The organism is Neisseria sp. HMSC061B04, assembly GCF_001836705.1.
Taxonomy (GTDB): domain Bacteria; phylum Pseudomonadota; class Gammaproteobacteria; order Burkholderiales; family Neisseriaceae; genus Neisseria.
In genome coordinates this window covers 105,577-129,571 of record NZ_KV830189.1, presented here as the reverse complement: position 1 = coordinate 129,571, position 23,995 = coordinate 105,577, and the positions used below count along the sequence as shown (strand labels likewise).

Below are 23,995 nucleotides of genomic sequence, written 5' to 3'. Positions count from 1 at the left end.
TCATTGTGTTTGAAATAGATTTCTTTGCCGTTTCCAATTTTCAGACGGCCTTTTACCTCCCGGCTAAACAGGCCGTCTGAAAGAATTACTCAATGCCGTATTCGATGGTAACAACCAGTCGGACTTGTTTGCCGACGGTGCTTTTATCGTAAGAACCGCCGTATTCGTCATCCTCGCTGCTGCCGGTGTCGGCATAGATGTTGAACGAGCCTTGCGAAGCAGAACGCATGGCGCCCACTTTGCCGCCGCCGGTTTTGGCAAATTCGGCCGCACGTTTCTGCGCATCCTCAGTCGCCTGCGTGATCAAATCGCGTTTGATGGTTTCCAAATTGCCCAGCAAATATTGCGGATTGTCAAAGCGGATAAATTCGTTTTGCGCACGGAAATTCAAGATGGCGCGCTGGGCGGCTTGGATTTTGTCCAGTTTTTTGGTGTTGACCACAATATTGAGGTCGCCGTCGTAGCCGTTGGGCGTGCGGGTTACGTTGCCCAGTTCGTCGCGGGTTTCATTGAAAACGCGCGACACTTCGGGCAGGCCCACTTTCATTTCAGCCGCCGCAAAGCCTTGCTCGCCCAAAAACTTAGACAACTTCTTGCGTCTTGCCGTCAGCAAATCCAAAACTTCCTGATAGCTCTCGCCGTGCGCGTTCACGCCCGTATTCCACGTCGCACTGTCGGATTGGAAGTTTTTCTCCGCCAAACCTTTTACGGTAATCGTCCCCGGTTGGCGCAGATTCTTAAACTGCACGCCCAAAATAAACGCCGCAGCCATCAATCCCAGTGCCAACAATACGCCCAAAATCGATAAAGATGAAATCTGTTTTTGTTCGGACATAATCAGCTCCCTCAACAATGTGAGACAGGCGGTTTAAAACAAATATACAAAGGCGGCATAAATGCTGATAACGGCAATCAGGCTGTCCACACGGTCGAACACGCCGCCGTGTCCCGGCAGCAGATTGCTGCTGTCTTTGATACCGGCCGCACGTTTGAGCCAGCTTTCCAACAAATCGCCGCACACGCTGACAACGGTCAGAATCAAGCCGATCAAAATAGTTTTTAGCCAACCGGCTTCAAAAGCAAGCCAACCGGCTTTCCATACGATGGTCATGTACACGGCAACGCATAATGCACCGCCGATCGCACCTTCCCAGCTTTTACCCGGGCTGATGGTCGGCGCAATTTTGCGCTTGCCAAACGACTTGCCGCAGAAATACGCGCCAATATCGGCCACCCATACCAAGCCCATAATCGCCAATAAAGACAGCGCGTCTTCAGGCTGAGGGCGCAGGTAAACCAGTGCGAACCAAAACGGCATCACCAACAACCAACCGACCGTGTAAGCCTGCCAGCCGCCGTTTAGCTTCCATTTCGCTTTCAGCCACCAAGGCATGACAATCAGCCAAAACGCCAATACGACACACCAAACCAAATTGGGCAGCTGCCAACCGCCGGCATAGGCAATCACACCGAACACCAGCGTTGACGCCAAATAATGATTGATTTTCAGCTTGTCCAAGCCGCTCATGCGGGCATATTCCCACAAAACCAACATAGCAATCAGGCCGCAAAACGCCGCCCACAGCCACATAGGTGCATAAAACAGCATGACCAGCATCAGTGGCAAGAGCCACAGCGCCGTTAAAATCCGTTGTTTCAACATAATTCTCAACCCCGTTGCTGCTCAACCGGCAGCTGTTCGGAAGTCCGCCCGAAGCGGCGCTCCCGTTTTTGGAACGAAGCAATCGCCTCGTTCAGCGATTTCTCATTAAAATCAGGCCACAGCGTATCCGTAAAATACAATTCCGCATACGCCATCTGCCACAGCAGGAAATTACTGATGCGCGTCTCGCCGCCGGTGCGGATAAACAAATCCGGCTCGGGTGCATCGCCCAACATCAAATAGCGCGACAACGCCTCTTCCGTAATCTCTGTTGCACCCTCGGCAATCAACTGATTTGCCGCCTGCAAAATATCCCAGCGGCCGCCATAATCGGCGGCAATGCTCAAAGTCAAACCGGTATTGTTTGCCGTCAACGCCTCGGCCGCCTCAATCCCCTTCAGGATTTCAGCATTAAACCGCTCACGGCTGCCGATGACTTTCAAGCGCATATTGTTATCGTGCAAACGGCGCACCTGCTTTTGCAAAGCCTGCAAAAACAGCCCCATCAGAAAAGAAACCTCTTCCTCGGGGCGTCGCCAGTTTTCAGTCGAAAAAGCAAACACGGTCAAATACCGCACACCCAGCTCAGCACAATGCTTCACCATGTTCTCCAGCGCATCCAAGCCGCGCTTATGCCCCATCACACGGGGAAGAAAACGCTTCTTTGCCCAACGTCCGTTGCCGTCCATAATCACGGCAATATGTCGGGGGATGGCAGAGTGTTCCAAAATCGTCTGCGTACTGCTTTTCATGTCTGCCTTTCAGGGAGCAAACCGTCCAAAGGCCGTCTGAACGGTTTGCACACAGGATTAAATCGCCATCAAATCTTCTTCTTTGGCCGCCAAGAGCTTGTCCGCCTCAGCAATGTATTTGTCGGTCAATTTCTGAACCGCTTCCTCGCCACGGCGGGCTTCATCTTCAGAAATTTCTTTGTCTTTCAACAATTTTTTGATGTGGTCGTTTGCATCACGGCGCACATTGCGGATAGACACGCGGCCCTCTTCCGCCTCGCCGCGTACCACTTTGATCAAATCTTTACGGCGTTCCTCAGTCAGCATAGGCATAGGGACACGGATCAAATCGCCGACAGAAGCAGGGTTCAGGCCCAAGTTGGAGTCACGGATCGCTTTCTCGACTTTTGAAGCCATATTGCTCTCGAAAGGTTTCACACCAATCGTACGCGCATCCAAAAGCGTTACGTTCGCTACTTGACTCACAGGCACCATGCTGCCCCAGTATTCCACTTCCACTTGGTCAAGCAGGCCGGTATGCGCACGGCCGGTACGCACCTTAGCCAAGTTTTCTTTCAATACTTCCAGAGAACGCTGCATTTTGCCTTCAGCTGTCTTTTGAATATCATTAATCATCTTATACTTTCAATTTCATAGGAATAAAACAGGATTAACCGAGAATAGTACCGTTAAACCGCCCTCACGACAAGGCTTTACGCCCCAACAGCCTTGTTTTCTAACCGATATTTAACATCAAACAAAATAAAGGCCGTCTGAAAATCTTTCAGACGGCCTTTATTGTTTCAAGCAACTACATCAACTCAGCCTTTTGGCTTGATTTATTTGCCGACTGACCCAAGCTGAAATCTCCCTATCATTTTCAATCGGCATCTAATCTTAATAACTCAAAAGCTAACAGCTTGTACTCTTGGTAATTAAAGTTAACTCTCCCTCAATATCTATCTACCATCACTATCGGAAACCTTCTCTCTAAAGTAATGAAGTTCACAAGGTAGATCCAATATAATAACCTGTTTTCCTATGCAAATTTTCACATTGATTTGCAAAATTTGTATAAAAACTGTATTACGTTATAATTGGTTTTATTCGAATCCGTTATTTAATTCACCTGAAAACGAACAGATAAATGCAAATTAACTGGAGAATATCTATGAACAAACTACTCATTCTATGCTCAACATTAGCGCTTTCTGCCTGTGTTGTACCACATCCTTATACCTCAACCGAATATCAAAAATATAAACAAAGTGATTTGAAAGTACCAAACCAACCTTATCCTATACGTTTAGAGGGAGAGTTCGAGCGTAATGGTAAGCCTTTCCCTAAAGTAAATCCGGCTCTAACAAAAGCTGCCAAAATTGCACTAAACGGAACAAAGATTGTAACAGTAGACCCGCAAGCCCAAAACAGCCTGAAAATCCATGCCAACAATATCGCCGATATTGGTGGTGCAGTAGGTAACGGTATAAAAACAGGTCTGACTTTCGGATTAGCAGGCAGTACAGTTCAGGATTACTATCAATTCTACTGTAGCTACTCAGATGGCAAAAAAGAATTAAACCGTTCCGAATTTAATCACGCTATTGTGACTACTATTGGTTTAACCTCCACACCAAAAGAGCTGACTCCCCATAGCAATCTGGATCAGGCATTTATCTCTGTAACTAAAGATATTGTTGTTAATTGCTTAGGCGACTTGCAAAACAAAGGTTTCTTGTTACCTGAAGCGGCCAATACCAATGCCGGCAGCAACTGAAATTTCTGAAGATGTTGCCAAAGCTGCCATTATGAAACTGAATATGGCAACTCCAGGTCAATGTTCCAAAGCTCATCCCTAAAACAATCCTTACTTGATATAAAAAGGCCGTCTGAAAATCTTTCAGACGGCCTTTTCCCTATTCAAATCCGATTCCTACTCTCTATTTCGCTCATTCCAAAAGTAACGCCATACAAAGCATGGGAAGGCAAAAATCAGGTAGAGGCAGACAACGGTCGCGTAAAACTCCCAATCTTGGGCATGCACGGCACCGGCGCGTGATTCGAGGATATAGGCGAGGATCGCGGTAAGAAGGAAGCCCGCCAGCAATTCGATCAAGTGATGGCCGATGTGTTTGCGTTTCAGGGCGATGATGCCGAAAAATTTGGTGGTAATAAAGGGGGTGTTGGCAAAGATAAGTGCCAACAGCAAAAGAATGTACATGGATGCGGTCATGGTGGTCTTTCTGTTTTCAGACGGCCTGTGTGTGATTTTAACATGTTGAACGGGCATTCTTGCCCATCATTATCCGTGGAATATTCAATCTCTTGATGACATCCGCCTAATATTTGTCCGAAGGCTTGAGGCCGTCTGAACTTTGGGTATATTTCACCCGGATGCGAATCCTAACAAAAACGGCGGCTTTGGAACGGCCGCCGTCGGTTTTGTTTAAAGCTTACAGGGTATTTTCCAATGCTTTGGCACACCAGTCGATAACGGTTTGCGGCATGATACCCCACAGGAGCAGCAGGAAGGCATTGACCGTCAGGACAAATTTGGCGGCATAGTTGCTGCCGACCGGCTGGTCATGGTCAGGCGCATCGAAGTAGATGACTTTGACCACGCGCAGGTAGTAGAACGCACCAATCAGCGACATGATGACGGCAAATACGGACAACCAAACATGGCCTTGTTTCAAGAGCGCCATAATCACGCCGAATTTAGCGTAGAAGCCCATCAGCGGCGGAATACCCGCCATGGAGAACATGGACAGCAGCATCAAGAAGGCAAACCATGCATGGCGTTGGTTAAGGCCTGCGAGGTCTTTGATGTTTTCACATTCAATGTCTTTGGTGGACAATACCATCAAAACGCCGAAGCTGACAGCCGCCATCAAAGCATAGGTAATGGCGTAATACAGGCCTGCGGTAAAGCCGACTGCGCCTGCCATAAACGCCAACAGGATAAAGCCCATGTGCGATACGGTGGAGTAGGCAAGCATACGTTTGATATTGGTTTGCATGATGGCGGCAAGGTTACCGACCACCAAAGAAGCAACGGCAAGAATGGCCAACATCGGCGCCCAGTCTGAATGTATGGTACCCATACCGGTAACAAGGATACGGAATGCAAAGACAACAGCGGCAATTTTCGGAGCCGTACCCACAAAGGCGGTAACAGAGGTCGGCGCGCCATCGTACACATCGGGTACCCACATATGGAATGGAACCGCACCCAATTTAAATGCAATGGCAACTACAATAAACACCATACCCAATTTCAACAACCATTCATTGGCCTGCTCATTGAAAGCAGAAGCCAAGACGGAAGCAAAATCGAGGGAACCGGTGGCGCCGTAAACCATGGAAATACCATAGAGCAGCAAGCCGGAAGCCAACGCGCCCAATACGAAATATTTCAGCGCAGCCTCGGCAGAGCGGCCGGAATCGCGGCGCAGGGCAATCATGGCGTACAGCGACAAAGACAACAATTCCAAACCGATATACGCAGTCAGGAAATGTGCCGCGCTGACCATGACGCTCATGCCCAACAGGGCAAACAGCGACAGGGTGTAAAACTCGCCTTTAAAAATTTGGCGGTCTTGGTTGTACGGTTTACTGTAAATAAACAGACCGAAAGTCAGCGCATACAGCACCAGTTTTGCCAAACGGGACATGCCGTCTGCAATATACATACCGTGAAAGGCATCGACACTGCCCTGTTCCCATACCGCCAATTGGGTAACGGCCACGATGATGACTGTTCCCAAACTCATCAGATGGGTCAGATAGCGGTTTTTATCGCAAATCCACAAGTCTGCCAGCAATACGACACCCAATAGCGCAAGCAGCACGATTTCGGGCATGGCGGGCATTAAATTCAAATCAGACCAGTTCATTTACACACCTCAAATCTTGCTTTGTGCCACATGGGCAATCAAATCGTTTGCCGCTTGATGCACCACTTCGATAAACGCTTGCGGATACAGACCCATGCCCAAAACAGCAACCGCCAAAATCGCCAAAATCGCAAATTCGCGGCAATTGATGTCTTTCATTTCGGCAACGTGCGGATTGTGGATCGCACCAAAAATAACGCGTTTGTACATCCACAGGGTATAAGACGCACCGTAAATCAAGGTCATGGCAGCCAACGCGCCTACCCAAAAATTCACTTTAACCGCGCCCATAATCACCATAAACTCGCCCACGAAGCCGGAAGTTGCAGGCAGACCGGCATTGGCCATACCGAACAACATCATAAACGCCGCAAACTTAGGCATCACATTGACCACGCCGCCATAGTCGGCAATATTGCGGGTATGCAGGCGGTCGTACATCACGCCGATACACATAAACATCGCGGCAGACACAAAACCGTGGGAAATCATTTGAACGATTGCGCCTTTCAATGCCCAGTCATTCAGTTGGCCGTTTACAAACAGGAACATGCCCAAAGTGACAAAACCCATGTGGCTGATGGAAGAGTATGCCACCAGTTTTTTCATATCGGTTTGCACCAAAGCCACCATACCGATGTAAATCACGGCAATCAGGCTCAATACGATGATCACGGGGGCAAAATAGCGTGCCGCATCCGGCATAATCGGCAGGATAAAGCGCAAGAAACCATACGCACCCAGCTTCAGCGTAATGGCCGCCAACACCATCGAACCGCCAGTTGGCGCTTCAACGTGGGCATCCGGCAACCAAGTGTGCACAGGGAACATCGGCACTTTTACGGCGAATGACAGGAAGAATGCTACAAACAAAAGCTGTTGCACGCCCAACGGAATCTGTTTGATGTTTTGGAAATCGACAATAGAGAAGCTGCCTGTTTGATAGTACAGGTAAACCATGGCAACCAGCATCAAAAGCGAACCCATCAGCGTATAGAGGAACAGCTTGACCGACGCATAGACGCGACGCGGGCCGCCCCATACACCGATAATCAGGTACAGCGGAATCAGCATACCCTCGAAGAACACATAAAACAGAATCGCATCCTGCGCGGCAAACGCGCCGTTAATCAAACCCGACATAATCAGGAAAGCGGCCATATACTGCGCCGGACGTTTCTGAATGACTTCCCAACCGGCCAATACCACCAACAGCGTAATAAACGCATTCAAGATGATAAAGAGCACTGAAATACCGTCCACGCCCAATGCGTAGTTGATTTTCAGCAGCGGAATCCACTCGTGGAACTCGGTAAACTGATAGCCGCCGCTCAAACGGTCGAAACCGGTAAACAGGGGCAGCGTTACCAAGAAACCGGCAAGCGCACCCATGAAGGCAAGCACACGCGCCAGCGGCGCACGGCTGTCCTTACCGGTCGCCAAAACCAGCACACCTGCGGCGATGGGTATCCATATTGCCAAGCTGAGTAGGTAGTTGGAAAACATAGTGGTTAACCTGTGGTTAAAATAAAAAATATAGTTGTATGGGTTGGTTTCCAGACGACATTTCAGGAGGCCGTCTGAAAAAGATTGTGTATTTTGTGTACGGCAAAATCAAGAAAAATGTATATCTGCCGTCATTCTCTTATTCTGTTGCTGTCTCAAACCTTCTTTTCAGACGGCCTCAAACACTGTCCTCTTTCTCAATCACCAGAATCCGCGCCTCGCCGCACGGATGGGCGACGTGTTCCGTGCCGATTCCTGCGTAAAAGATATCCCCGCTTTTCAAACGAACGATGTGTTCTTCGCCGTTTTCTCGGTAGTGCATCTCAACTTCGCCATCCATCACGGCAAACACTTCCTCGCCGTCGTTGATGTGCCATGTGTAGGGCTGGTTCGTCCAGTGCAGGCGCACGGTGGTGCCGTTCATATTGGCGATGTCAAGTGCACCCCATGCGCGGAAAGCGGTAAATTCGGCGGAGCGGATGGTTTGTGTGTCCGACATGTCTTTTTCTCGCCTCTATATTTCAGACGGCCTCTTCCCTATTTTTCTTGTCAAAACCGTTATCCGAAGATTTTGACTACGCCCCGTCGGTACGGTTGGTGTCCATCTCAAGTTTAATGAACGCATCAATCATGCTGCGCCAAACTGCTTCTGCTACTTCGGGCGACAAACCGGCCTTTTCGGCATAAGCGCGGCGAGAGGCAATCACTTGAGCCACCCGTTCGGGCGCGGAAACCGCCTGCACATCGTTTTTAGGTTTCAGACGACCAGCCTGCCGTACCAATTTCTGCCGACGGGCGAGTAATTCGATTAATCCCTTATCCAAACCGTCGATGGCTTCGCGGACTTCGTCCAGGGTTTGCGGTAATTTATCTTCAATCATTGTTGCTCAAATTTTCTTTTTCAGACGGCCCTATACACAAACTATAGACAGGCCGTCTGAAATCCCTCTTTTATCGGAACAATCCCCAGAAGGTCATGCCGAGCAGTACCAATACGCCGAATACCATAGCGGCGGCATAGGTATAGATGAAGCCGGTTTGGACTTTGCGTACCTGCGCGGCAATCGCGCCGACCAGTTTGGCGGAGCCGTTGACGATGCCGTTGTCGATAATGGCGGTATCGCCGACTTTCCAGAAGAAGGTACCCAGTGCGCGTGTGCCTTTGGCGAAAATGTTGAAATACAGGGCGTCGAGGTAGTATTTGTTTTCAAACAAAACGTAAATCGGACGGAACGCCTGTGCAATTTTCGCAGGCAGGTGCGGCAGTTTGACGTACAAGAGCCATGCGCTCAATACGCCTGCGATAGCAAGGTAGAGTACAGGCGAATGCAGGCTGTGCGACACCATTGCCAATGCGCCGTGGAACTCTTCCTTCATGATGTGCATGGTCGGATGCGCGTCGGTATTGACGAAAATCACGTCTTTGAAGAAATCGCCGTAAAGCATAGGCTCGATGGCAACGTAGCCGATGATGACGGACGGAATGGCCAGCAGAATCAAAGGCAGGGTAACAACCAGCGGGCTTTCGTGCGGATTGTCGTTTTTACCCAAACCGTGATGCTCTTCGCCATGATGATCGTCATGATGTTCAGGCAGGCTGCGCCATTTCTCTTCGCCGTGGAACACCATAAAGTATTGGCGGAACGCGTAAAACGCGGTAACGAACACGCTTGCGAGGACGGCAAAATAAGCAAAGCCGCTGCCCGGCAGGGTGCTGTATTTCGCTGCTTCGATAATCGAATCTTTGGAATAGAAGCCGGAGAAGAACGGCGTACCGATCAGCGACAAGTTACCGATCAGCATGGTCAGCCAAGTAATCGGCATGTATTTTTTCAGATTGCCCATGTGGCGCATATCTTGGTCATGGTGCATACCGATAATCGCGCTACCTGCGGCCAAGAACAACAAGGCTTTAAAGAAAGCGTGGGTCATCACATGGAACATCGCCACGGAATAGGCAGACGCACCCAGAGCCACGGTCATATAGCCCAGTTGCGACAAGGTGGAATACGCAACCACACGTTTGATGTCGTTTTGAATCACGCCCAAGAAACCCATAAACAGGGCAGTAATCGCACCGATTACCATGATGACTGACAGCGCAGTGCTGCTCATCTCATAAATCGGCGACATACGCGATACCATGAACAGACCGGCGGTAACCATGGTTGCGGCGTGAATCAATGCAGAAATCGGGGTCGGGCCTTCCATCGAATCAGGCAGCCAAACGTGCAGCGGGAATTGCGCCGATTTACCCATCGCACCCACAAACAATAGCAAACAGGTTACGGTAATCAAAGACCATTCCACACCGGGGAACAGTTGGATAGTGGCCGTCTGAACATTAGGCAGATAAGCGAATACATCTTGATAGCGCAGGCTGCCGCCGAAATAGGCAAGCACCAAGCCGATACCGAGCAAAAAGCCGAAGTCGCCGACACGGTTGATCAAAAAGGCTTTCAGGTTGGCAAATATTGCGCTCGGACGTTTGAAATAGAAACCAATCAAAAGGTACGACACCAAACCCACAGCCTCCCAGCCGAAGAAGAGCTGGATGAAGTTATTGCTCATAATCAGCATCAACATGCTGAAAGTAAACAAAGAAATATAGCTGAAGAAGCGTTGGTAGCCGACTTTTTCATCGTGCATATAGCCGATGGTGTAGATATGTACCATCAACGACACACCGGTAACCACGACCATCATCATCGCCGTCATCGTATCGACCAAGAAGCCGACGGAGAAATCCAAACCGCCCATTGTCAGCCAGGTATAAACGTTCTCGTCAAACTTGGTACGGCTGCCATTGAGGAATCCCCACAGCACATAAGCCGACAGCACGGCAGACACCGCCACACCGAGTATTGTTACGGTATGCGCACCGGCACGTCCGATTTTATTGCCGAACAAACCCGCAATCAGCGAGCCTGCCAAAGGCACAAGGGCAATTACCAAATATAAAGTCATGTCGTTCATGATTACCCTTTCAACTCATCCAAATCGGCAACGTTGATTGTTTTTCTGTTACGGTACACCAGCACCATAATCGCTAAACCGATGGCGGATTCAGCAGCGGCAACGGTCAGTACGAAGAATACGAAAATCTGTCCGGCAGTATCGCCCAAATATTGGGAGAAGGCGATAAAGTTGAAGTTCACCGCTAAGAGCATCAGCTCGATGGACATCAGCAATACCAGCACGTTTTTGCGGTTCATAAAGATACCCATTGCGCTGATACCGAACAGGAGCGCACCCAATACCAGATAATGCGTCAAGGTAATCATGCTTTGCCCTCCCCTTCCGGCTTGAGGCCGTCTGAAACTTCGCTCTCTTCAACAAATTCTTTTTGCGGTTTCACAGCTTCCATTTTTACCAAGCGCATACGGCCTTGATCAGCGCGTACTTTGACTTGGTCGGCAGGATCCATACGTTTCGGATTGAAAGTTTTGCGGTGAACCAGCGCAATCGCCGCCACCATACCCAACAGCAGCAATACCGCCGCCAACTCAAACGGCAGCAGATAATCGGTATAAATACGGCTGCCCAAATCGCGGATATTGTTGTAATCGGCCGGAATGTCTTTCATCAGACCAAATGCGGCCAGGTCGGTTTTCGGGTTGACCAAAATCAGGATCAGGGCAACCGCCAACAATGTGCCGACCACGCCGGCAACAGGCGCATGACGCCAGAAACCGGCGCGCATTTCTTCAATGTCGATGTTCAACATCATCACGACGAACAGGAACAACACCATCACGGCGCCGACATACACGACCACCAGCGTAACGCCCAAAAACTCTGCCTGCATCAGCATCCAAATCATCGCGCTCACGCAGAAGGTCAGCACCAGATGCAAAGCAGCATGGACAGGGTTTTTCGCAGTAACAGTACGCAGCGCGCCGTATAGGACGATGGCGGCCAACAAGTAAAACAGAATAAGTTGAAAGCTCATAATTTACACTTTCCGTTTTAGAATATTTCAATAATTTTTGCGTTTTGGCTTTATCGGACGTGGTTTATTGGTTGCACCAAATAACTTAAAAATTCATTCGTGTATCAAGTTATTTGTAGGTTAACAAATTACTCTACGCCAAGTCTCTCTTTAGCATATTTTTTAATCTTGTTGACTTCGCTAAAATACCATCTACCTTCATAAACTTTATCATCCTTATATAATTTTTTTGCCAATTCAAAAAAACCCTCACCCGGAATTTTATGCTCCTTCGATACAACTAACGCACTTAACATAAACCCATGAGACAAATATGTTTTTTCACTAATCTGTGCCAAAAGATGACTCATCGCTACACTATGTGCATCTATTTGTATTGTTTTAATTACCGATGCTAATGTGCTATAAAAAATATATTCTCTTTGACCTAATATCGCTGCTTGTTTGATTAAATACTGTTCTGCCTCTAACTTAGCCTTTTCCCAGTCACTCAAATCATAACCAAAATCTTCTTCCATAAAATTCAACCTTTAAATTTTTAGCTTGTTGTACGGACTACTTCTAGCGATTTCAGGATACTTGAATTTTGCTAACACAAGCGTTCCCATTCTTCACCGGTACGGCGCGTCAGCGGCTTTGCGTTTGGCGATTTCAGCTTCGTATTTGTCGCCAATGACCAAAAGAATCGGCTTGGTCATGTGCAAGTCGCCTTTTTTCTCGCCGTGGTATTCAAAAATATGGGTTTCTACAATCGCATCGGTCGGGCAGGCCTCCTCGCAGAAACCGCAGAAGATGCACTTGGTCAGGTCGATGTCGTAACGCTTGGTGCGGCGGGTGCCGTCTTCGCGTTCTTCCGATTCGATGTTAATCGCCATTGCCGGACAAACTGCCTCACACAATTTACACGCAATACAGCGCTCTTCGCCATTCGGATAACGGCGTTGCGCATGCAGGCCGCGGAAACGCACGGATTGCGGCGTTTTCTCTTCGGGGAAATAAATTGTGTCTTTGCGGGCAAAAAAGTTTTTGAGCGTTACGCCCAAGCCTTTGACCAATTCGCCAAGCAGAAAGGTTTTTACTAAGTTAGCCATATTTATGTTCCCTCAAAACAGGGATTTCGTTAGGTATTCAAAATCGCTTTGTTCAGACGGCCTCAAGATGCCGTCTGAAACTTATTTCCACAAATTCAGCGGTGAAATCATCCACACGCCCAAAATCACGATGTAGGCGAAGCCGATCGGAATCAGCACTTTCCAGCCCAAACGCATGATTTGGTCGTAACGGTAGCGTGGGAAAGTTGCACGGATCCACAGATACCAGTACAACACCGCCGCCATTTTCACGAACATCCAGAATGCGGAAGGCGTACCGATAAAGCCCCAGCTTTGCGGGAACGGAGACAACCAGCCGCCGAGGAACATCAGCGATGTCAGCGCGGCAATCAGAATCATGAAAATGTATTCGGCAAGGAAGAACAGCGCGAATGCGAAGCCAGAGTATTCAACGTGGTGGCCGGCAACGATTTCAGATTCACCCTCTGCCACGTCAAACGGCGCGCGGTTGGTTTCAGCAACGGCGGAAATCAGATAGACGATGAAGATGGGGAAGAGCGGCAGCCAGTTCCACGAGAATACCGAACCGCCGGCAATACCTTTGGCTTGTGCGGCAACGATGTCGGAGAAGTTCATGCTGCCCGATACCATCACAACGCACACCAGCGCGGCACTCATGGCAATCTCGTAGGAAATGCTTTGCGCGGAAGCACGCATTGCACCCAAGAACGAATATTTGGAGTTGGAAGCCCAGCCCGCGATGATCACGCCGTAAACCGACAGCGAGGTAATCATCAGGATGTACAAAAGGCCGATATTGATATTGGTCAGCACCCATTCTTCGTTGAACGGAATCACTGCCCACGCCGCAAAAGACGGGGCGAGCGACATAATCGGGCCGATGTAGAACAGGGCTTTGTTTGACAGCTTCGGACGGGTTACCTCTTTAAACAAGAGTTTGAACACGTCGGCAAACGGCTGAATCAGACCCCACGGGCCGGTTACGTTCGGGCCGACGCGAAGCTGCATAAAGCCGATGACTTTACGTTCGAAATACGTCAGGTAGGCAACGGTCAGAATCAGCGGAATCAGGATAATCACAATTTTGACGATGACGGATACCACCAAGCCTACGGTAATACCCAAATCGCCCAGACCGAGCGTTGCGGCAAAGAGGTTTTGGAACCATTCTTGCATGATCAAGCTCCCGCCAGTTCAATAGTGTCCATCAACGCACCCAGCGCGGCATTTTCTGTATGCAGCGGCAGATGCACCACGTTTTCAGGCAAACCGGCATCGGCTTTGACGGTAACCGATACGCTTGCGCCGTTTTGTTTGGCGACAGCGGTTTGTCCGTCTTGCAGGCCCAAGCGTGCCAATGTGTTCGGATTCACACGCGCGGCAGGCACAGCGGCATGGCTGGTTTCTTGCAACGGTGCGGAACGGCGCACGATAGAATCAGTGTGATAAATACCGACGCCGCCGACACGAACGAGGCGGTCTGAGGCCGTCTGAACGCCCTCCCCTGTCCATGTGCTGCGGTTGTCCAGTTTGGACGGCAGGCTTTCCACGTCCAGCGCATCTTTCAGAATCGAGGCGGTATCGTGGTATTCAAAACCTTTCAGGTCAAACAGGTTGCCCAATACGCGCAACACTTTCCACATCGGACGCGAATCGCCGAAGCCTTGTACCACGCCGTGGAAGGATTGCAGACGGCCTTCCATATTGATGAAGCTGCCTGAGGTTTCAGTAAACGGCGCAATCGGCAACAATACGTCGCACACGTCCAGCAGCGTTTCGCTGACAAACGGCGTAAACGCCATCACGCTTTTCGCCTGTTTCAACGCGGCTACGGCTTTTGCACCGGCAACCGTATCGATTTCAGGCTCGACGTTGAGCAGCAAGACTGCCTGTTTCGGCGCGTTTGCCATTTCGGCAACGCTCTCGCCCGAGTTCACGCCCAAAACATCCGCACCGACGCTGTTGGCGGCTTGCGGCAAAATACCCAGCACTGCGCCGGTCGCATCTGCCAGCTCTTGCGCGGCGGCATAAATGGCGGCGTAATCAGAATGGTTTTGCACTTCCGCGCCCAAAATCACTGCTGCTTTTTCAGCGTTTTTCAGGCTGGCGGTAACGGCGTGTTCCGCATTGGCAGACAGGTTTTTCAGACGGCCTGCCCACTCATCGAGATGCACCGCTTCTTGAGACAGAAGCGGCATAAACAATTCTTCTTTACTGCTGGCCAATACGCTCAAGGCCATGCGGTCTTTAGCGGCGCGGCGCAGGCGGGCGGTCAGGAGCGGCTGTTCTTTGCGCAAGTTCGCACCGACTACCAATACGGCATCGTTGTCAGCCAAAGATTCGATGCTTTGTCCCAACCATTGCGCACCTTTAAGGCCGTCTGAAAGACGTTTGTCTTGTTGGCGCAAACGGGTGGCAAAGTTTTTAACGCCCAAGCCGTCGGCAAGTTTTTTGGCCAGATACAGCTCTTCAACCGTATTCATCGGATTGGCCCAAACGCCGACTTGGTTTTGGTTGCCGTCTTTGGCGATACATTCGATCGCGCTGCGGACATATTCCAACGCGGTTTTCCAATCCACGTCCATCCACTCGCCGCCCTGTTTGATTTTCGGGTTTTTCAGACGGCTTTCGTGATACAGGCCTTCGTAGGCGAAACGGTCGCGGTCGGACAGCCAGCATTCGTTGATGGCTTCGTTTTCCAACGGCAACACGCGGCGGACGGTATGGTCTTTGGTTTGTACAATCAGGTTGCTGCCCAAAGCGTCATGGGCGGAAACGGATTTGCGGCGGTTCAATTCCCAAGTACGCGCGTTAAAGCGGAATGGTTTGCTGGTCAATGCGCCGACAGGACACAAATCGATGACGTTGCCTGATAATTCGGTTTCCACTGCTTTGCCGATAAAAGGCATGATCTCGGAATGTTCGCCGCGGTTGGCCATAGCGATTTCTTGCACGCCGGCGATTTCTTCGGTGAAACGAACGCAACGGGTACAGTGGATACAACGGCTCATTTCCTCGGCGGAAATCAAAGGACCCATGTCTTTGCCGACGACGGAACGTTTTTCTTCGGTATAACGGCTGGTATTTTTGCCGTAGCCCATCGCCAAATCCTGCAACTGGCATTCACCGCCTTGGTCGCAGGTCGGACAATCAAGCGGATGGTTGATGAGCAGGAACTCCATCACACCTTCTTGCGCCTCTCGGGCTTTTGCCGAATGCGTACGCACAATCATGCCGTCTGTAACCGGCGTGGCACAGGCGGGCAGAGGTTTGGGGGCTTTTTCTACGTCCACCAAACACATACGGCAGTTGGCGGCGATGGAAAGTTTTTTGTGGTAACAGAAATGCGGGATATAAGTACCGAGCTTGTGCGCGGCTTCAATCACCGTCGCGCCCTGCTCCACAGATACCTGTTTGCCGTCGATTTCGATTTGTAACATGGTTCGTTCCTAGTTACGGGTATTTAATAAATAATTCTTTTAGAGGCCGTCTGAAAACTTAGCACCACTTATTCGGTTTCATCGGTCCGCCGTGTTCGATGTAATGCACAAACTCATCACGGAAATGCTTGGTAAAGCTGCGGACAGGGAAGACGGCGGCATCGGCGAGGGCGCAGATGGTGCGGCCTGCCATTTGGTTGCCGACAGAATCCAACAAATCCAAGTCTTCCATGCGGCCTTTGCCTTCTACGATGCGGTGGATGATGCGGTAGAGCCAGCCCGTACCTTCTCGGCAAGGCGTACATTGGCCGCAAGACTCGTCGTAGTAGAAGTAGCTCAGGCGCTCAAGGGCTTTGACCATGCACACGTCTTCGTCCATCACGATAATCGCGCCGGAACCCAGCATCGAGCCTGCTTTGGAAATCGAGTCATAGTCCATATTGGTCTGCATCATGATGTCGGCAGGCAACACGGGCGCGGACGAACCGCCGGGGATAACAGCTTTAAGTTTTTTACCGCCGCGCATACCGCCCGCCATTTTTAAGACTTCGGCAAACGGCGTACCCAATGGCACTTCATAGTTGCCCGGACGCTCCACATGGCCGGAAATACAGAACAATTTGGTACCGCCTGCATTCGGAATACCTTTATCGGCAAACGCCTGTCCGCCGTCACGGATAATGAAGGGGACGGAGGAGAACGTTTCGGTATTGTTGATGGTAGTCGGTTTGCCGTACAGGCCGAACGAAGCAGGGAATGGCGGTTTAAAGCGCGGCTGGCCTTTTTTGCCTTCCAGCGATTCGAGCAATGCGGTTTCTTCACCGCAAATATATGCGCCGTAACCGTGGTGGGCGAAGAGTTCAAATTCAAAATCCGAACCCAAAATATTTTTACCTAAAAAGCCTGCGGCACGCGCCTGCTCCAAAGCGGCTTCAAAGCGTTGGTAGCCTTCGAAAATTTCGCCGTGGATGTAGTTGTAGCCGGCTTTCGCACCCATCGCATAACCGGCAATAATCATGCCTTCAATCAGGGCATGAGGATTGAACATGATGATGTCACGGTCTTTAAATGTACCCGGCTCGCCTTCGTCGGTGTTGCAAACCACATATTTTTCGCCCGGGAAGGAACGGGGCATAAAGCTCCATTTCAAACCGGTCGGGAAGCCCGCACCGCCACGACCGCGCAAGCCGGAGGCTTTGACTTCGTCAATCACATCGCTTTGCGAGATGTTTTCGGACAGGATTTTACGCAGGGCGGTATAACCGCCACGTTTGACGTATTCGTCCAATGTCCAGCAATCGGGATTGGCGGTATCCACTTGGTCAAAAATCACGCCTGATTGGTAAATAGCCATTTTTGGTGTGCCTGTTCGTTTTCGTATCGGTTGCAGCCGTTGTTTTCAGACGGCCTTTTATTTCAGTTCGGCAAGTTTCTTGTCAATCGCTTCTTCGGTCATAAAGCTGCACATGCTGTGGTTGTTGACCAGCATGACCGGTGCGTCGCCACATGCGCCCATGCATTCGCCTTCGACAAGGGTAAATTTGCCGTCGGGCGTGGTTTCGCCGTAGCCGATACCGAGTTTTTTCTTCAGGTATTCGCCGGTATCCATACCGCCGCGCAGGGCGCAGGGCAGGTTGGTACAAACGGTCAGTTTGTATTTGCCGATAGGCTCAAGGTCGTACATATTGTAGAAAGTAGCGACTTCGTAGGCTTGCGCAGGCGAGATGCCGATATAGTCTGCGACAAAAGCGATGGTCTCGGGAGCAAGCCAGCCTTTTTCGGTTTGGGCAATACGCAATGCGCCCATAATGGCGGAGCGGCGTTGGTCGGCAGGATATTTTGCCAACTCAATATCAATTTGTTTTAAGGATTCTGCGGATAACATTATCGGTCAACCTCCCCGAATACGATGTCCTGCGTACCGATGATGGCAACGACGTCGGCCAGCATGTGACCTTTTGCCATTTCGTCCATGCCTTGCAGGTGGGCGAAGCCGGGTGCGCGGATTTTCAGGCGGTAGGGTTTGTTTGCGCCGTCTGAAATGATGTAAACGCCGAACTCACCTTTTGGATGTTCGACAGCGGTGTAAGTCTCGCCCTCAGGAACGTGCATACCCTCGGTGAAGAGTTTGAAATGGTGAATCAGGTCTTCCATACCTGTTTTCATTTCGGTACGTTTAGGCGGGGCGAATTTGTGGTTTGTGGTGATGACCGGGCCGGGATTCACGCGAAGCCAGTCAACGCATTGTTTGATGATGCGAACGGATTGACGCATTTCTTCCATGCGACAGAGGTAGCGGTCGTAGCAGTCGCCGTTGACACCGACGGGGATGTCGAAATCCATTTTGTCGTACACTTCGTAAGGCTGTGTCTTACGCACGTCCCATTCCACGCCGGAACCGCGCAACATCACGCCGGTAAAGCCTTTTTGCATGGCGCGCTCAGGAGTGACAACACCGATGCCGACGGTACGCTGTTTCCAAATACGGTTGTCGGTCAGGAGGGTTTCGAGTGTGTCGATGTTTTTCGGGAAACGTTCGCAGAAGGCGTCGATAAAGTCGAGCATGGTGCCTTCGCGGGATTCGTTGAGCTGCTTCAATACTTTGGCGTTGCGGAATTTGCTGCTCTCGTATTTAGGCATGAAGTCGGGCAGGTCGCGGTAAACGCCGCCGGGACGGAAGTAGGCTGCGTGCATACGCGCGCCGGACACGGCTTCGTACAAGTCCATCAGCTCTTCGCGATCGCGGAAGGCGTAAAGGATGGCGGTCATCGCGCCGATGTCGAATGCGTGCGAACCGATGCCCATCAAGTGATTGAGGATGCGCGTTACTTCGGCAAACATGACGCGGATGTATTGGGCGCGGATAGGCACATCAATTCCGGCAAGTTTTTCTACCGCCAAGCAATACGCCTGCTCGTTGACCATCATGGAAACGTAGTCCAATCGGTCCATATAAGGCAGGGCTTGCAGGTAGGTTTTGGTTTCCGCCAGTTTTTCGGTGCCTCGGTGCAAGAGGCCGATATGCGGGTCAGCACGGACGATTTGTTCGCCGTCCAACTCCAAAATCATACGCAATACGCCGTGCGCCGCAGGGTGTTGCGGACCGAAGTTGATGGTGTAGTTTCTTAATTTATTGGCCACCGTAATTCTCCTCACGGACGATACGCGGCGTGATCTCGCGCGGCTCAATGGTAACAGGTTGATAAATCACGCGTTTTTGCTCTTCGTCGTAACGCATTTCGACATAGCCGGAAATCGGGAAGTCTTTGCGGAACGGATGTCCGACAAAGCCGTAATCAGTCAGGATGCGGCGCAGGTCGGGATGGTTGTTGAACATGATGCCGTACATATCGAAGGCTTCGCGCTCATACCAATCCGCGCTGTTGTAAATATTGACTACGGATTCGACCACGGGGAAGTCGTCGTCTGAAACCCAGACGCGTACGCGGATGCGTTGATTATTTTTAACGGAAAGCAACTGGCTGACGACAGCAAAGCGTTTGCCCTGCCATGCTTCGTTTTTGTAAGTGCTGTAATCGACGCCGCACAAGTCAACCAGAAGCTCGAAATGCAAATCTTCATGGTCGCGCAATGCGGTCATGACTGAAATATAGTGTTCGGGCAGACACTCGACGGTAATCTCGCCCAAAGCTGAAATGACTTTGCTTGCCTGCTCGCCGAGCACGCCGACGACGGTCTCGTATAAGTTTTGAATGCTTGCCATATCGTCCTCTCCTTACTCGTCACGCGCGATGGTGGAAGTGCGCTTGATTTTTTGCTGGAGCTGAATCAGGCCGTAAATCAGGGCTTCCGCAGTCGGCGGACAACCCGGCACATAAACGTCTACCGGCACGACACGGTCGGCACCACGCACAACGGAATAAGAATAGTGATAATAGCCGCCGCCGTTGGCACACGAGCCCATAGACAATACCCAGCGCGGCTCGGCGAGCTGGTCGTACACGCGGCGCAGTGCGGGCGCCATTTTGTTGGTGAGCGTACCCGCCACAATCATCAGGTCGGCCTGACGGGGGGACGGACGGAAAATGATACCGAAACGGTCCAGGTCATAACGCGCCATACCTGCGTGCATCATTTCCACGGCGCAACAGGCCAAACCGAAAGTAACCGGCCACAGCGAACCGGTACGCATATAGTTCAGCACCGTATCCGCGCTGGTGGTGATGAAACCTTTTTTCAAAACGCCTTCTATTCCCATTCCAGCGCACCTTTTTTCCATTCGTAAACAAAGCCTACCGTCAAAACGACGATAAACACCAGCATAGACCAGAAGCCGTATGTACCCAATTCTTTAAATACCACTGCCCACGGCAGCATAAACGCAACCTCCAAATCGAATAGGATAAAGAGGATGGCGACGAGGTAATAACGTACGTCGAACTTCATCCTTGCGTTTTCAAAGGCTTCGAAACCGCATTCGTAAGGCGCATCTTTTTCGGCGTAGTGGTGTTTCGGACCCAAAATAGTGCCGAGCAGGATAAACAGCACACCGGCCGCAAGGCCGACGAGGATGAATACGAGGACGGGAAAATAACTGGCCAACATGGTCGTACCTAACTGGTTGACAGACAAATCTTAAAAATAGATTACCATTTTATCGAATTTCAAAAGCCATTTAAAGGTAAATATCAGCAAATCAGCAAAAAAACCTCAATAAATTCAATAAAGTTATGAGAACAATTCTTATTTGTATTTAATATTTCTAAATTTTAATTTCGGTTTAATCATGTATCATTTCATTCGGATTCTCCGCCTATCCGATTTATGTCCCGAATCCGCCCTCTTTCCAATTCTCAATAAAACATAAGGCCGTCTGAAATAGATTATTTTCAGACGGCCTGTATACATCACATCCATTTAAATAGAAAAATCAATCGACACCTTTGAGCATGCGGTTCAATACCGGGGCGAGTACCAACAGGATACCGCAGGTTACTGCGCCGATGGTGGCCAGCATCCAGTAGAAGTCCAATGGCGACTGAGCATTGTAGTAGTCTTTAAACAACACTCCGCCCAAAGTAAAGCCGATGGACAATGCCAAGAAATTCAAAGCAACCATTTGTGTTTTAAACATGCTTGGGGCGATTTTGGTAGAAAACGACAGCGAAATCGGCGACAGCATCAGCTCGCCTATCGTAATCGCCAGCAATACCAGCATAAACACGATAATCGGCATCGGGGTTCCGGATGAAATATACGGAATAAAACTCAAATAAGAGACGCCGGTTACCAACATGGCCAGTGCAAACTTCAACGGCGTTTTAGGTTGGCGTTTGCCCATTTTCGTCCACACCGCCGCCATCACGCCGGAAAAGAGGACCACCCACATGGCCTGTATCGAATCTTTCCATGAAACAGGCACGGTAAAGCCGAAGAAAGTACGGTCCACCGTTTCGTCAAAATAGACCGTCGCAACGGTGTACACCTGAAACCAAACCGCCCAGAACATACAAATGGTCAAAAACAGCGGAATATAGGCCACAATATAGCGTTTATTGGCCGCTTCAACGTGGCTGCTGCCCAACAGGCGCGCGAAATAAGCGACGACGGTAACGATAACCACGCCCAAGAGCCAGCGGGAGAAGTTTTCAAGGGTGAGTGCGCCGGAAGCAATCACGCTGCCCAACACCAAAACCAGCAACACGCCGACAGCCATGGCGGTCTGCACCTTTTCAGGGCGCAACGGATTGGGAACCGGCGTATGCGGCAGGTTTTTACGGCCGCGCGAATACCACAGCAGGCCGAATGCCATGCCGACGGCCGCCGCGCCGAAACCGTAATGGAAACCCATCCTGTCTTGCAAAATACCGGTCAACAACGGGCCTAAGAAGCCGCCGATATTGATGGAAATATAGAAAATAGAGAAACCGGCATCGCGCAATTCGCGCAGGTCTTCCCGTTCATACAAAGAACCGACCATCGAACCGGCAGACGATTTCACGCCGCCGCTGCCCAGCGCGATAAACACCAAGCCCAGCAGCAATCCCATCAAACCCGGCACGATCGCCAATAAAATATGGCCGGTCATCACGACGATGCCGGCGATAAACAGGGTACGCTCCGCACCCCAAATGCGGTCGGCCAACCACGCACCGAGAATGGTGGACAGGTAAACGCTGCCGCCGTACGCGCCGACAATGCCGCCGGCCAAGGCTTTATCCATACCCAAACCGCCTTGACTCGCGGTGTAATACAGATAAATCAGCAGGATGCCCTGCATACCGTAGAAGGAAAAACGCTCCCACAGCTCAATATGGAATAGGGTGGATAATTGCAAAGGATGGCCGAAGAAAGTTTTCTCGGCAGAAGACAGCTTTTGACCGGACATTTAATAAGTTCTCCTAATTATATTGGACAGGATCAGGCTTCAGACGGCCTGTTATACCTACCAATCATTTTTATAGAAACTATATATTACCGCCAATCTTTGCATTTGCAAAACATGTTTTAATATTTGCAAAATAATGTTTCTTTCAAACTGAAAAATGCCGTCTGAAATCTTTCAGACGGCATTTTATGTTTTACGGTTTATACGCCTTGTTTCAGGCTGGCTTCGATGAAGCCGTCCAAGTCGCCGTCCAAAACGGCTTTGGTGTTGCCGACTTCGTAGCCTGTGCGCAAGTCTTTGATGCGTGAGGAGTCTAAGACGTACGAACGGATTTGGCTGCCCCAACCCACATCGGACTTGCCGTCTTCCAATGCCTGTTTCTCTTCGTTGCGTTTGCGCATTTCCAATTCGTACAGTTTGGATTTCAACATTTCCATCGCAGCAGCTTTGTTGGCGTGTTGCGAGCGGTCGTTTTGACATTGCACCACAATTCCCGTCGGCTCGTGGGTAATACGCACGGCGGAGTCGGTTTTGTTAATGTGCTGACCGCCGGCACCGGATGCGCGGTAAGTGTCGATACGCAAGTCGGCCGGGTTGATTTCGATTTCGATGGAATCGTCGATTTCGGGGTAAACAAACACGGACGAGAACGATGTATGGCGTTTATTGTTGGAGTCAAACGGCGAATAGCGCACCAAGCGGTGAACGCCGGTTTCCGTGCGCAACAGGCCGTAGGCGTATTCGCCTTCCACGCGGATGGTGGCACGGTTGATGCCTGCGATTTCGCCGTCGTCTTCCTCAAGGATTTCGATTTTGAAGCCTTTGCGCTCGGCGTAGCGGCTGTACATGCGGAACAGCATGCCCGCCCAGTCTTCGGCTTCGGTACCGCCCGCGCCTGCGGTAATGTCGATAAAGCAGTTGTTCGGGTCGGCAGGCTGGTTGAACATTCGTTTGAATTCGAGGTCGGCCATTTGTTTTTCCAAACCGGCCACATCTTCCTGCACGGCGGCAAAACCTTCTTCGTCGTTTTCTTCAACGGCCATTTCGATCAGCATGCGGTTGTCTTCGATGCCTGAGGCGATGTTGTCGAGGGTTACCACGATGCCTTCGAGGATTTTGCGCTCTTTGCCGATTTCTTGGGCGCGTTTGGGGTCGTTCCACAGCTCAGGGTCTTCGGAAAGGCCGATGACTTCTTCCAATCGGTCTTTCTTGCCTTGATAGTCCATGTAGACACGGATGTCTTCGCTGCGCTTCTCCAAGTCGTTTAGGGTGTTGTTAAGCTGGTTGATTACTTCGGCTTCCATGATTCTTGTGTTCTTTCAAAATTTTAGGGGCGTATTGTAAGGGATTTGCCTGTTTTTTTCCATGACCGGGCCGTCTGAAAA

The 23,995-nt window shown here is 50.4% G+C and carries 25 protein-coding genes; 1 reads left to right on the top strand and 24 read right to left on the bottom strand.

Features of this window, described 5'->3' with window-relative positions:
- Positions 1–85 precede the first annotated feature (85 nt).
- The 4 genes from HMPREF2661_RS05280 to frr are packed head-to-tail and all read right to left on the bottom strand — an operon-like array spanning position 86 to position 3,030.
- Positions 86–835, bottom strand: a complete 750-nt coding sequence (locus tag HMPREF2661_RS05280) for an SIMPL domain-containing protein (RefSeq protein WP_003686550.1) — start codon at positions 833–835, stop codon at positions 86–88.
- Between the two features lie 33 nt (positions 836–868).
- Positions 869–1,663 carry a phosphatidate cytidylyltransferase gene (locus tag HMPREF2661_RS05275; RefSeq protein WP_049323653.1) on the bottom strand — a complete coding sequence of 265 codons (795 nt, stop codon included), beginning with the start codon at positions 1,661–1,663 and terminating at the stop codon, positions 869–871.
- A gap of 5 nt (positions 1,664–1,668) precedes the next feature.
- Positions 1,669–2,415: an isoprenyl transferase gene (locus tag HMPREF2661_RS05270; RefSeq protein ID WP_049323655.1), complete on the bottom strand. Its 747-nt coding sequence runs from the start codon at positions 2,413–2,415 to the stop codon at positions 1,669–1,671.
- A 57-nt stretch (positions 2,416–2,472) separates the two neighbouring features.
- A complete protein-coding gene (gene frr / locus HMPREF2661_RS05265; protein WP_003747893.1) occupies positions 2,473–3,030 on the bottom strand; it encodes a ribosome recycling factor in 558 nt (185 codons plus the stop codon).
- A gap of 535 nt (positions 3,031–3,565) precedes the next feature.
- Here frr and HMPREF2661_RS05260 point away from each other — a divergent pair.
- The gene (locus HMPREF2661_RS05260; protein WP_234398657.1) at positions 3,566–4,171 is read left to right on the top strand and encodes a hypothetical protein; all 606 of its coding nucleotides are present in this window, start codon (positions 3,566–3,568) and stop codon (positions 4,169–4,171) included.
- A 156-nt stretch (positions 4,172–4,327) separates the two neighbouring features.
- Here HMPREF2661_RS05260 and HMPREF2661_RS05255 read toward each other — a convergent pair whose 3' ends face one another.
- The 20 genes from HMPREF2661_RS05255 to prfB all read right to left on the bottom strand — a co-directional run bounded on the left by HMPREF2661_RS05255 (position 4,328) and on the right by prfB (position 23,914).
- Positions 4,328–4,627, bottom strand: coding sequence for a DUF2818 family protein (locus HMPREF2661_RS05255; RefSeq protein WP_049323657.1), 300 nt, complete (start codon positions 4,625–4,627; stop codon positions 4,328–4,330).
- A 220-nt stretch (positions 4,628–4,847) separates the two neighbouring features.
- Positions 4,848–6,290 (bottom strand): NADH-quinone oxidoreductase subunit NuoN, encoded by a 1,443-nt coding sequence (gene nuoN / locus HMPREF2661_RS05250; protein ID WP_049323658.1) that lies wholly within the window; start codon positions 6,288–6,290, stop codon positions 4,848–4,850.
- A gap of 9 nt (positions 6,291–6,299) precedes the next feature.
- A complete protein-coding gene (locus tag HMPREF2661_RS05245) occupies positions 6,300–7,796 on the bottom strand; it encodes an NADH-quinone oxidoreductase subunit M (RefSeq protein WP_049323659.1) in 1,497 nt (498 codons plus the stop codon).
- A 178-nt stretch (positions 7,797–7,974) separates the two neighbouring features.
- On the bottom strand, positions 7,975–8,295 hold the full coding sequence (locus HMPREF2661_RS05240) for a cupin domain-containing protein (RefSeq protein WP_049323660.1): 321 nt from the start codon (positions 8,293–8,295) through the stop codon (positions 7,975–7,977).
- A gap of 76 nt (positions 8,296–8,371) precedes the next feature.
- Positions 8,372–8,677 carry a chorismate mutase gene (locus HMPREF2661_RS05235; RefSeq protein WP_003747884.1) on the bottom strand — a complete coding sequence of 102 codons (306 nt, stop codon included), beginning with the start codon at positions 8,675–8,677 and terminating at the stop codon, positions 8,372–8,374.
- Positions 8,678–8,747: 70 nt separating this feature from the next.
- Positions 8,748–10,772 (bottom strand): NADH-quinone oxidoreductase subunit L, encoded by a 2,025-nt coding sequence (gene nuoL, locus HMPREF2661_RS05230; RefSeq protein WP_070822625.1) that lies wholly within the window; start codon positions 10,770–10,772, stop codon positions 8,748–8,750.
- A gap of 2 nt (positions 10,773–10,774) precedes the next feature.
- Positions 10,775–11,080, bottom strand: coding sequence for an NADH-quinone oxidoreductase subunit NuoK (nuoK, locus tag HMPREF2661_RS05225; RefSeq protein WP_003747881.1), 306 nt, complete (start codon positions 11,078–11,080; stop codon positions 10,775–10,777).
- Positions 11,077–11,748: an NADH-quinone oxidoreductase subunit J gene (locus HMPREF2661_RS05220; RefSeq protein WP_070822623.1), complete on the bottom strand. Its 672-nt coding sequence runs from the start codon at positions 11,746–11,748 to the stop codon at positions 11,077–11,079. The genes nuoK and HMPREF2661_RS05220 overlap by 4 nt, the downstream gene beginning before the upstream one ends.
- A gap of 128 nt (positions 11,749–11,876) precedes the next feature.
- Positions 11,877–12,266 (bottom strand): hypothetical protein, encoded by a 390-nt coding sequence (locus HMPREF2661_RS05215; RefSeq protein ID WP_070822622.1) that lies wholly within the window; start codon positions 12,264–12,266, stop codon positions 11,877–11,879.
- A gap of 93 nt (positions 12,267–12,359) precedes the next feature.
- Complete coding sequence (nuoI, locus tag HMPREF2661_RS05210) at positions 12,360–12,839, bottom strand: NADH-quinone oxidoreductase subunit NuoI (RefSeq protein WP_070822620.1); 480 nt, start codon at positions 12,837–12,839, stop codon at positions 12,360–12,362.
- 81 nt (positions 12,840–12,920) lie between these two features.
- Positions 12,921–13,997, bottom strand: coding sequence for an NADH-quinone oxidoreductase subunit NuoH (nuoH, locus tag HMPREF2661_RS05205; protein WP_002216340.1), 1,077 nt, complete (start codon positions 13,995–13,997; stop codon positions 12,921–12,923).
- Between the two features lie 2 nt (positions 13,998–13,999).
- Positions 14,000–16,261, bottom strand: coding sequence for an NADH-quinone oxidoreductase subunit NuoG (gene nuoG, locus HMPREF2661_RS05200; RefSeq protein WP_070822618.1), 2,262 nt, complete (start codon positions 16,259–16,261; stop codon positions 14,000–14,002).
- A gap of 58 nt (positions 16,262–16,319) precedes the next feature.
- Positions 16,320–17,615, bottom strand: a complete 1,296-nt coding sequence (gene nuoF / locus HMPREF2661_RS05195; RefSeq protein WP_070822616.1) for an NADH-quinone oxidoreductase subunit NuoF — start codon at positions 17,613–17,615, stop codon at positions 16,320–16,322.
- 57 nt (positions 17,616–17,672) lie between these two features.
- Entirely contained in the window at positions 17,673–18,146 is a 474-nt protein-coding gene (gene nuoE, locus HMPREF2661_RS05190; RefSeq protein ID WP_049323667.1) for an NADH-quinone oxidoreductase subunit NuoE, read from the bottom strand.
- Entirely contained in the window at positions 18,146–19,402 is a 1,257-nt protein-coding gene (gene nuoD, locus HMPREF2661_RS05185) for an NADH dehydrogenase (quinone) subunit D (protein WP_049323668.1), read from the bottom strand. Before nuoD ends, nuoE begins: the two co-directional genes overlap by 1 nt.
- Positions 19,392–19,985: an NADH-quinone oxidoreductase subunit C gene (locus HMPREF2661_RS05180; protein WP_049323669.1), complete on the bottom strand. Its 594-nt coding sequence runs from the start codon at positions 19,983–19,985 to the stop codon at positions 19,392–19,394. Before HMPREF2661_RS05180 ends, nuoD begins: the two co-directional genes overlap by 11 nt.
- 12 nt (positions 19,986–19,997) lie before the next feature.
- Positions 19,998–20,480 (bottom strand): NuoB/complex I 20 kDa subunit family protein, encoded by a 483-nt coding sequence (locus HMPREF2661_RS05175; protein WP_002215610.1) that lies wholly within the window; start codon positions 20,478–20,480, stop codon positions 19,998–20,000.
- Entirely contained in the window at positions 20,471–20,827 is a 357-nt protein-coding gene (locus HMPREF2661_RS05170) for an NADH-quinone oxidoreductase subunit A (protein WP_003747867.1), read from the bottom strand. The genes HMPREF2661_RS05175 and HMPREF2661_RS05170 overlap by 10 nt, the downstream gene beginning before the upstream one ends.
- A 325-nt stretch (positions 20,828–21,152) precedes the next feature.
- Positions 21,153–22,610: an oligopeptide:H+ symporter gene (locus tag HMPREF2661_RS05165; protein WP_003747865.1), complete on the bottom strand. Its 1,458-nt coding sequence runs from the start codon at positions 22,608–22,610 to the stop codon at positions 21,153–21,155.
- Positions 22,611–22,810: 200 nt separating this feature from the next.
- A complete protein-coding gene (gene prfB / locus HMPREF2661_RS05160) occupies positions 22,811–23,914 on the bottom strand; it encodes a peptide chain release factor 2 (protein ID WP_070587888.1) in 1,104 nt (367 codons plus the stop codon).
- Between the last annotated feature and the right edge of the window lie 81 nt (positions 23,915–23,995).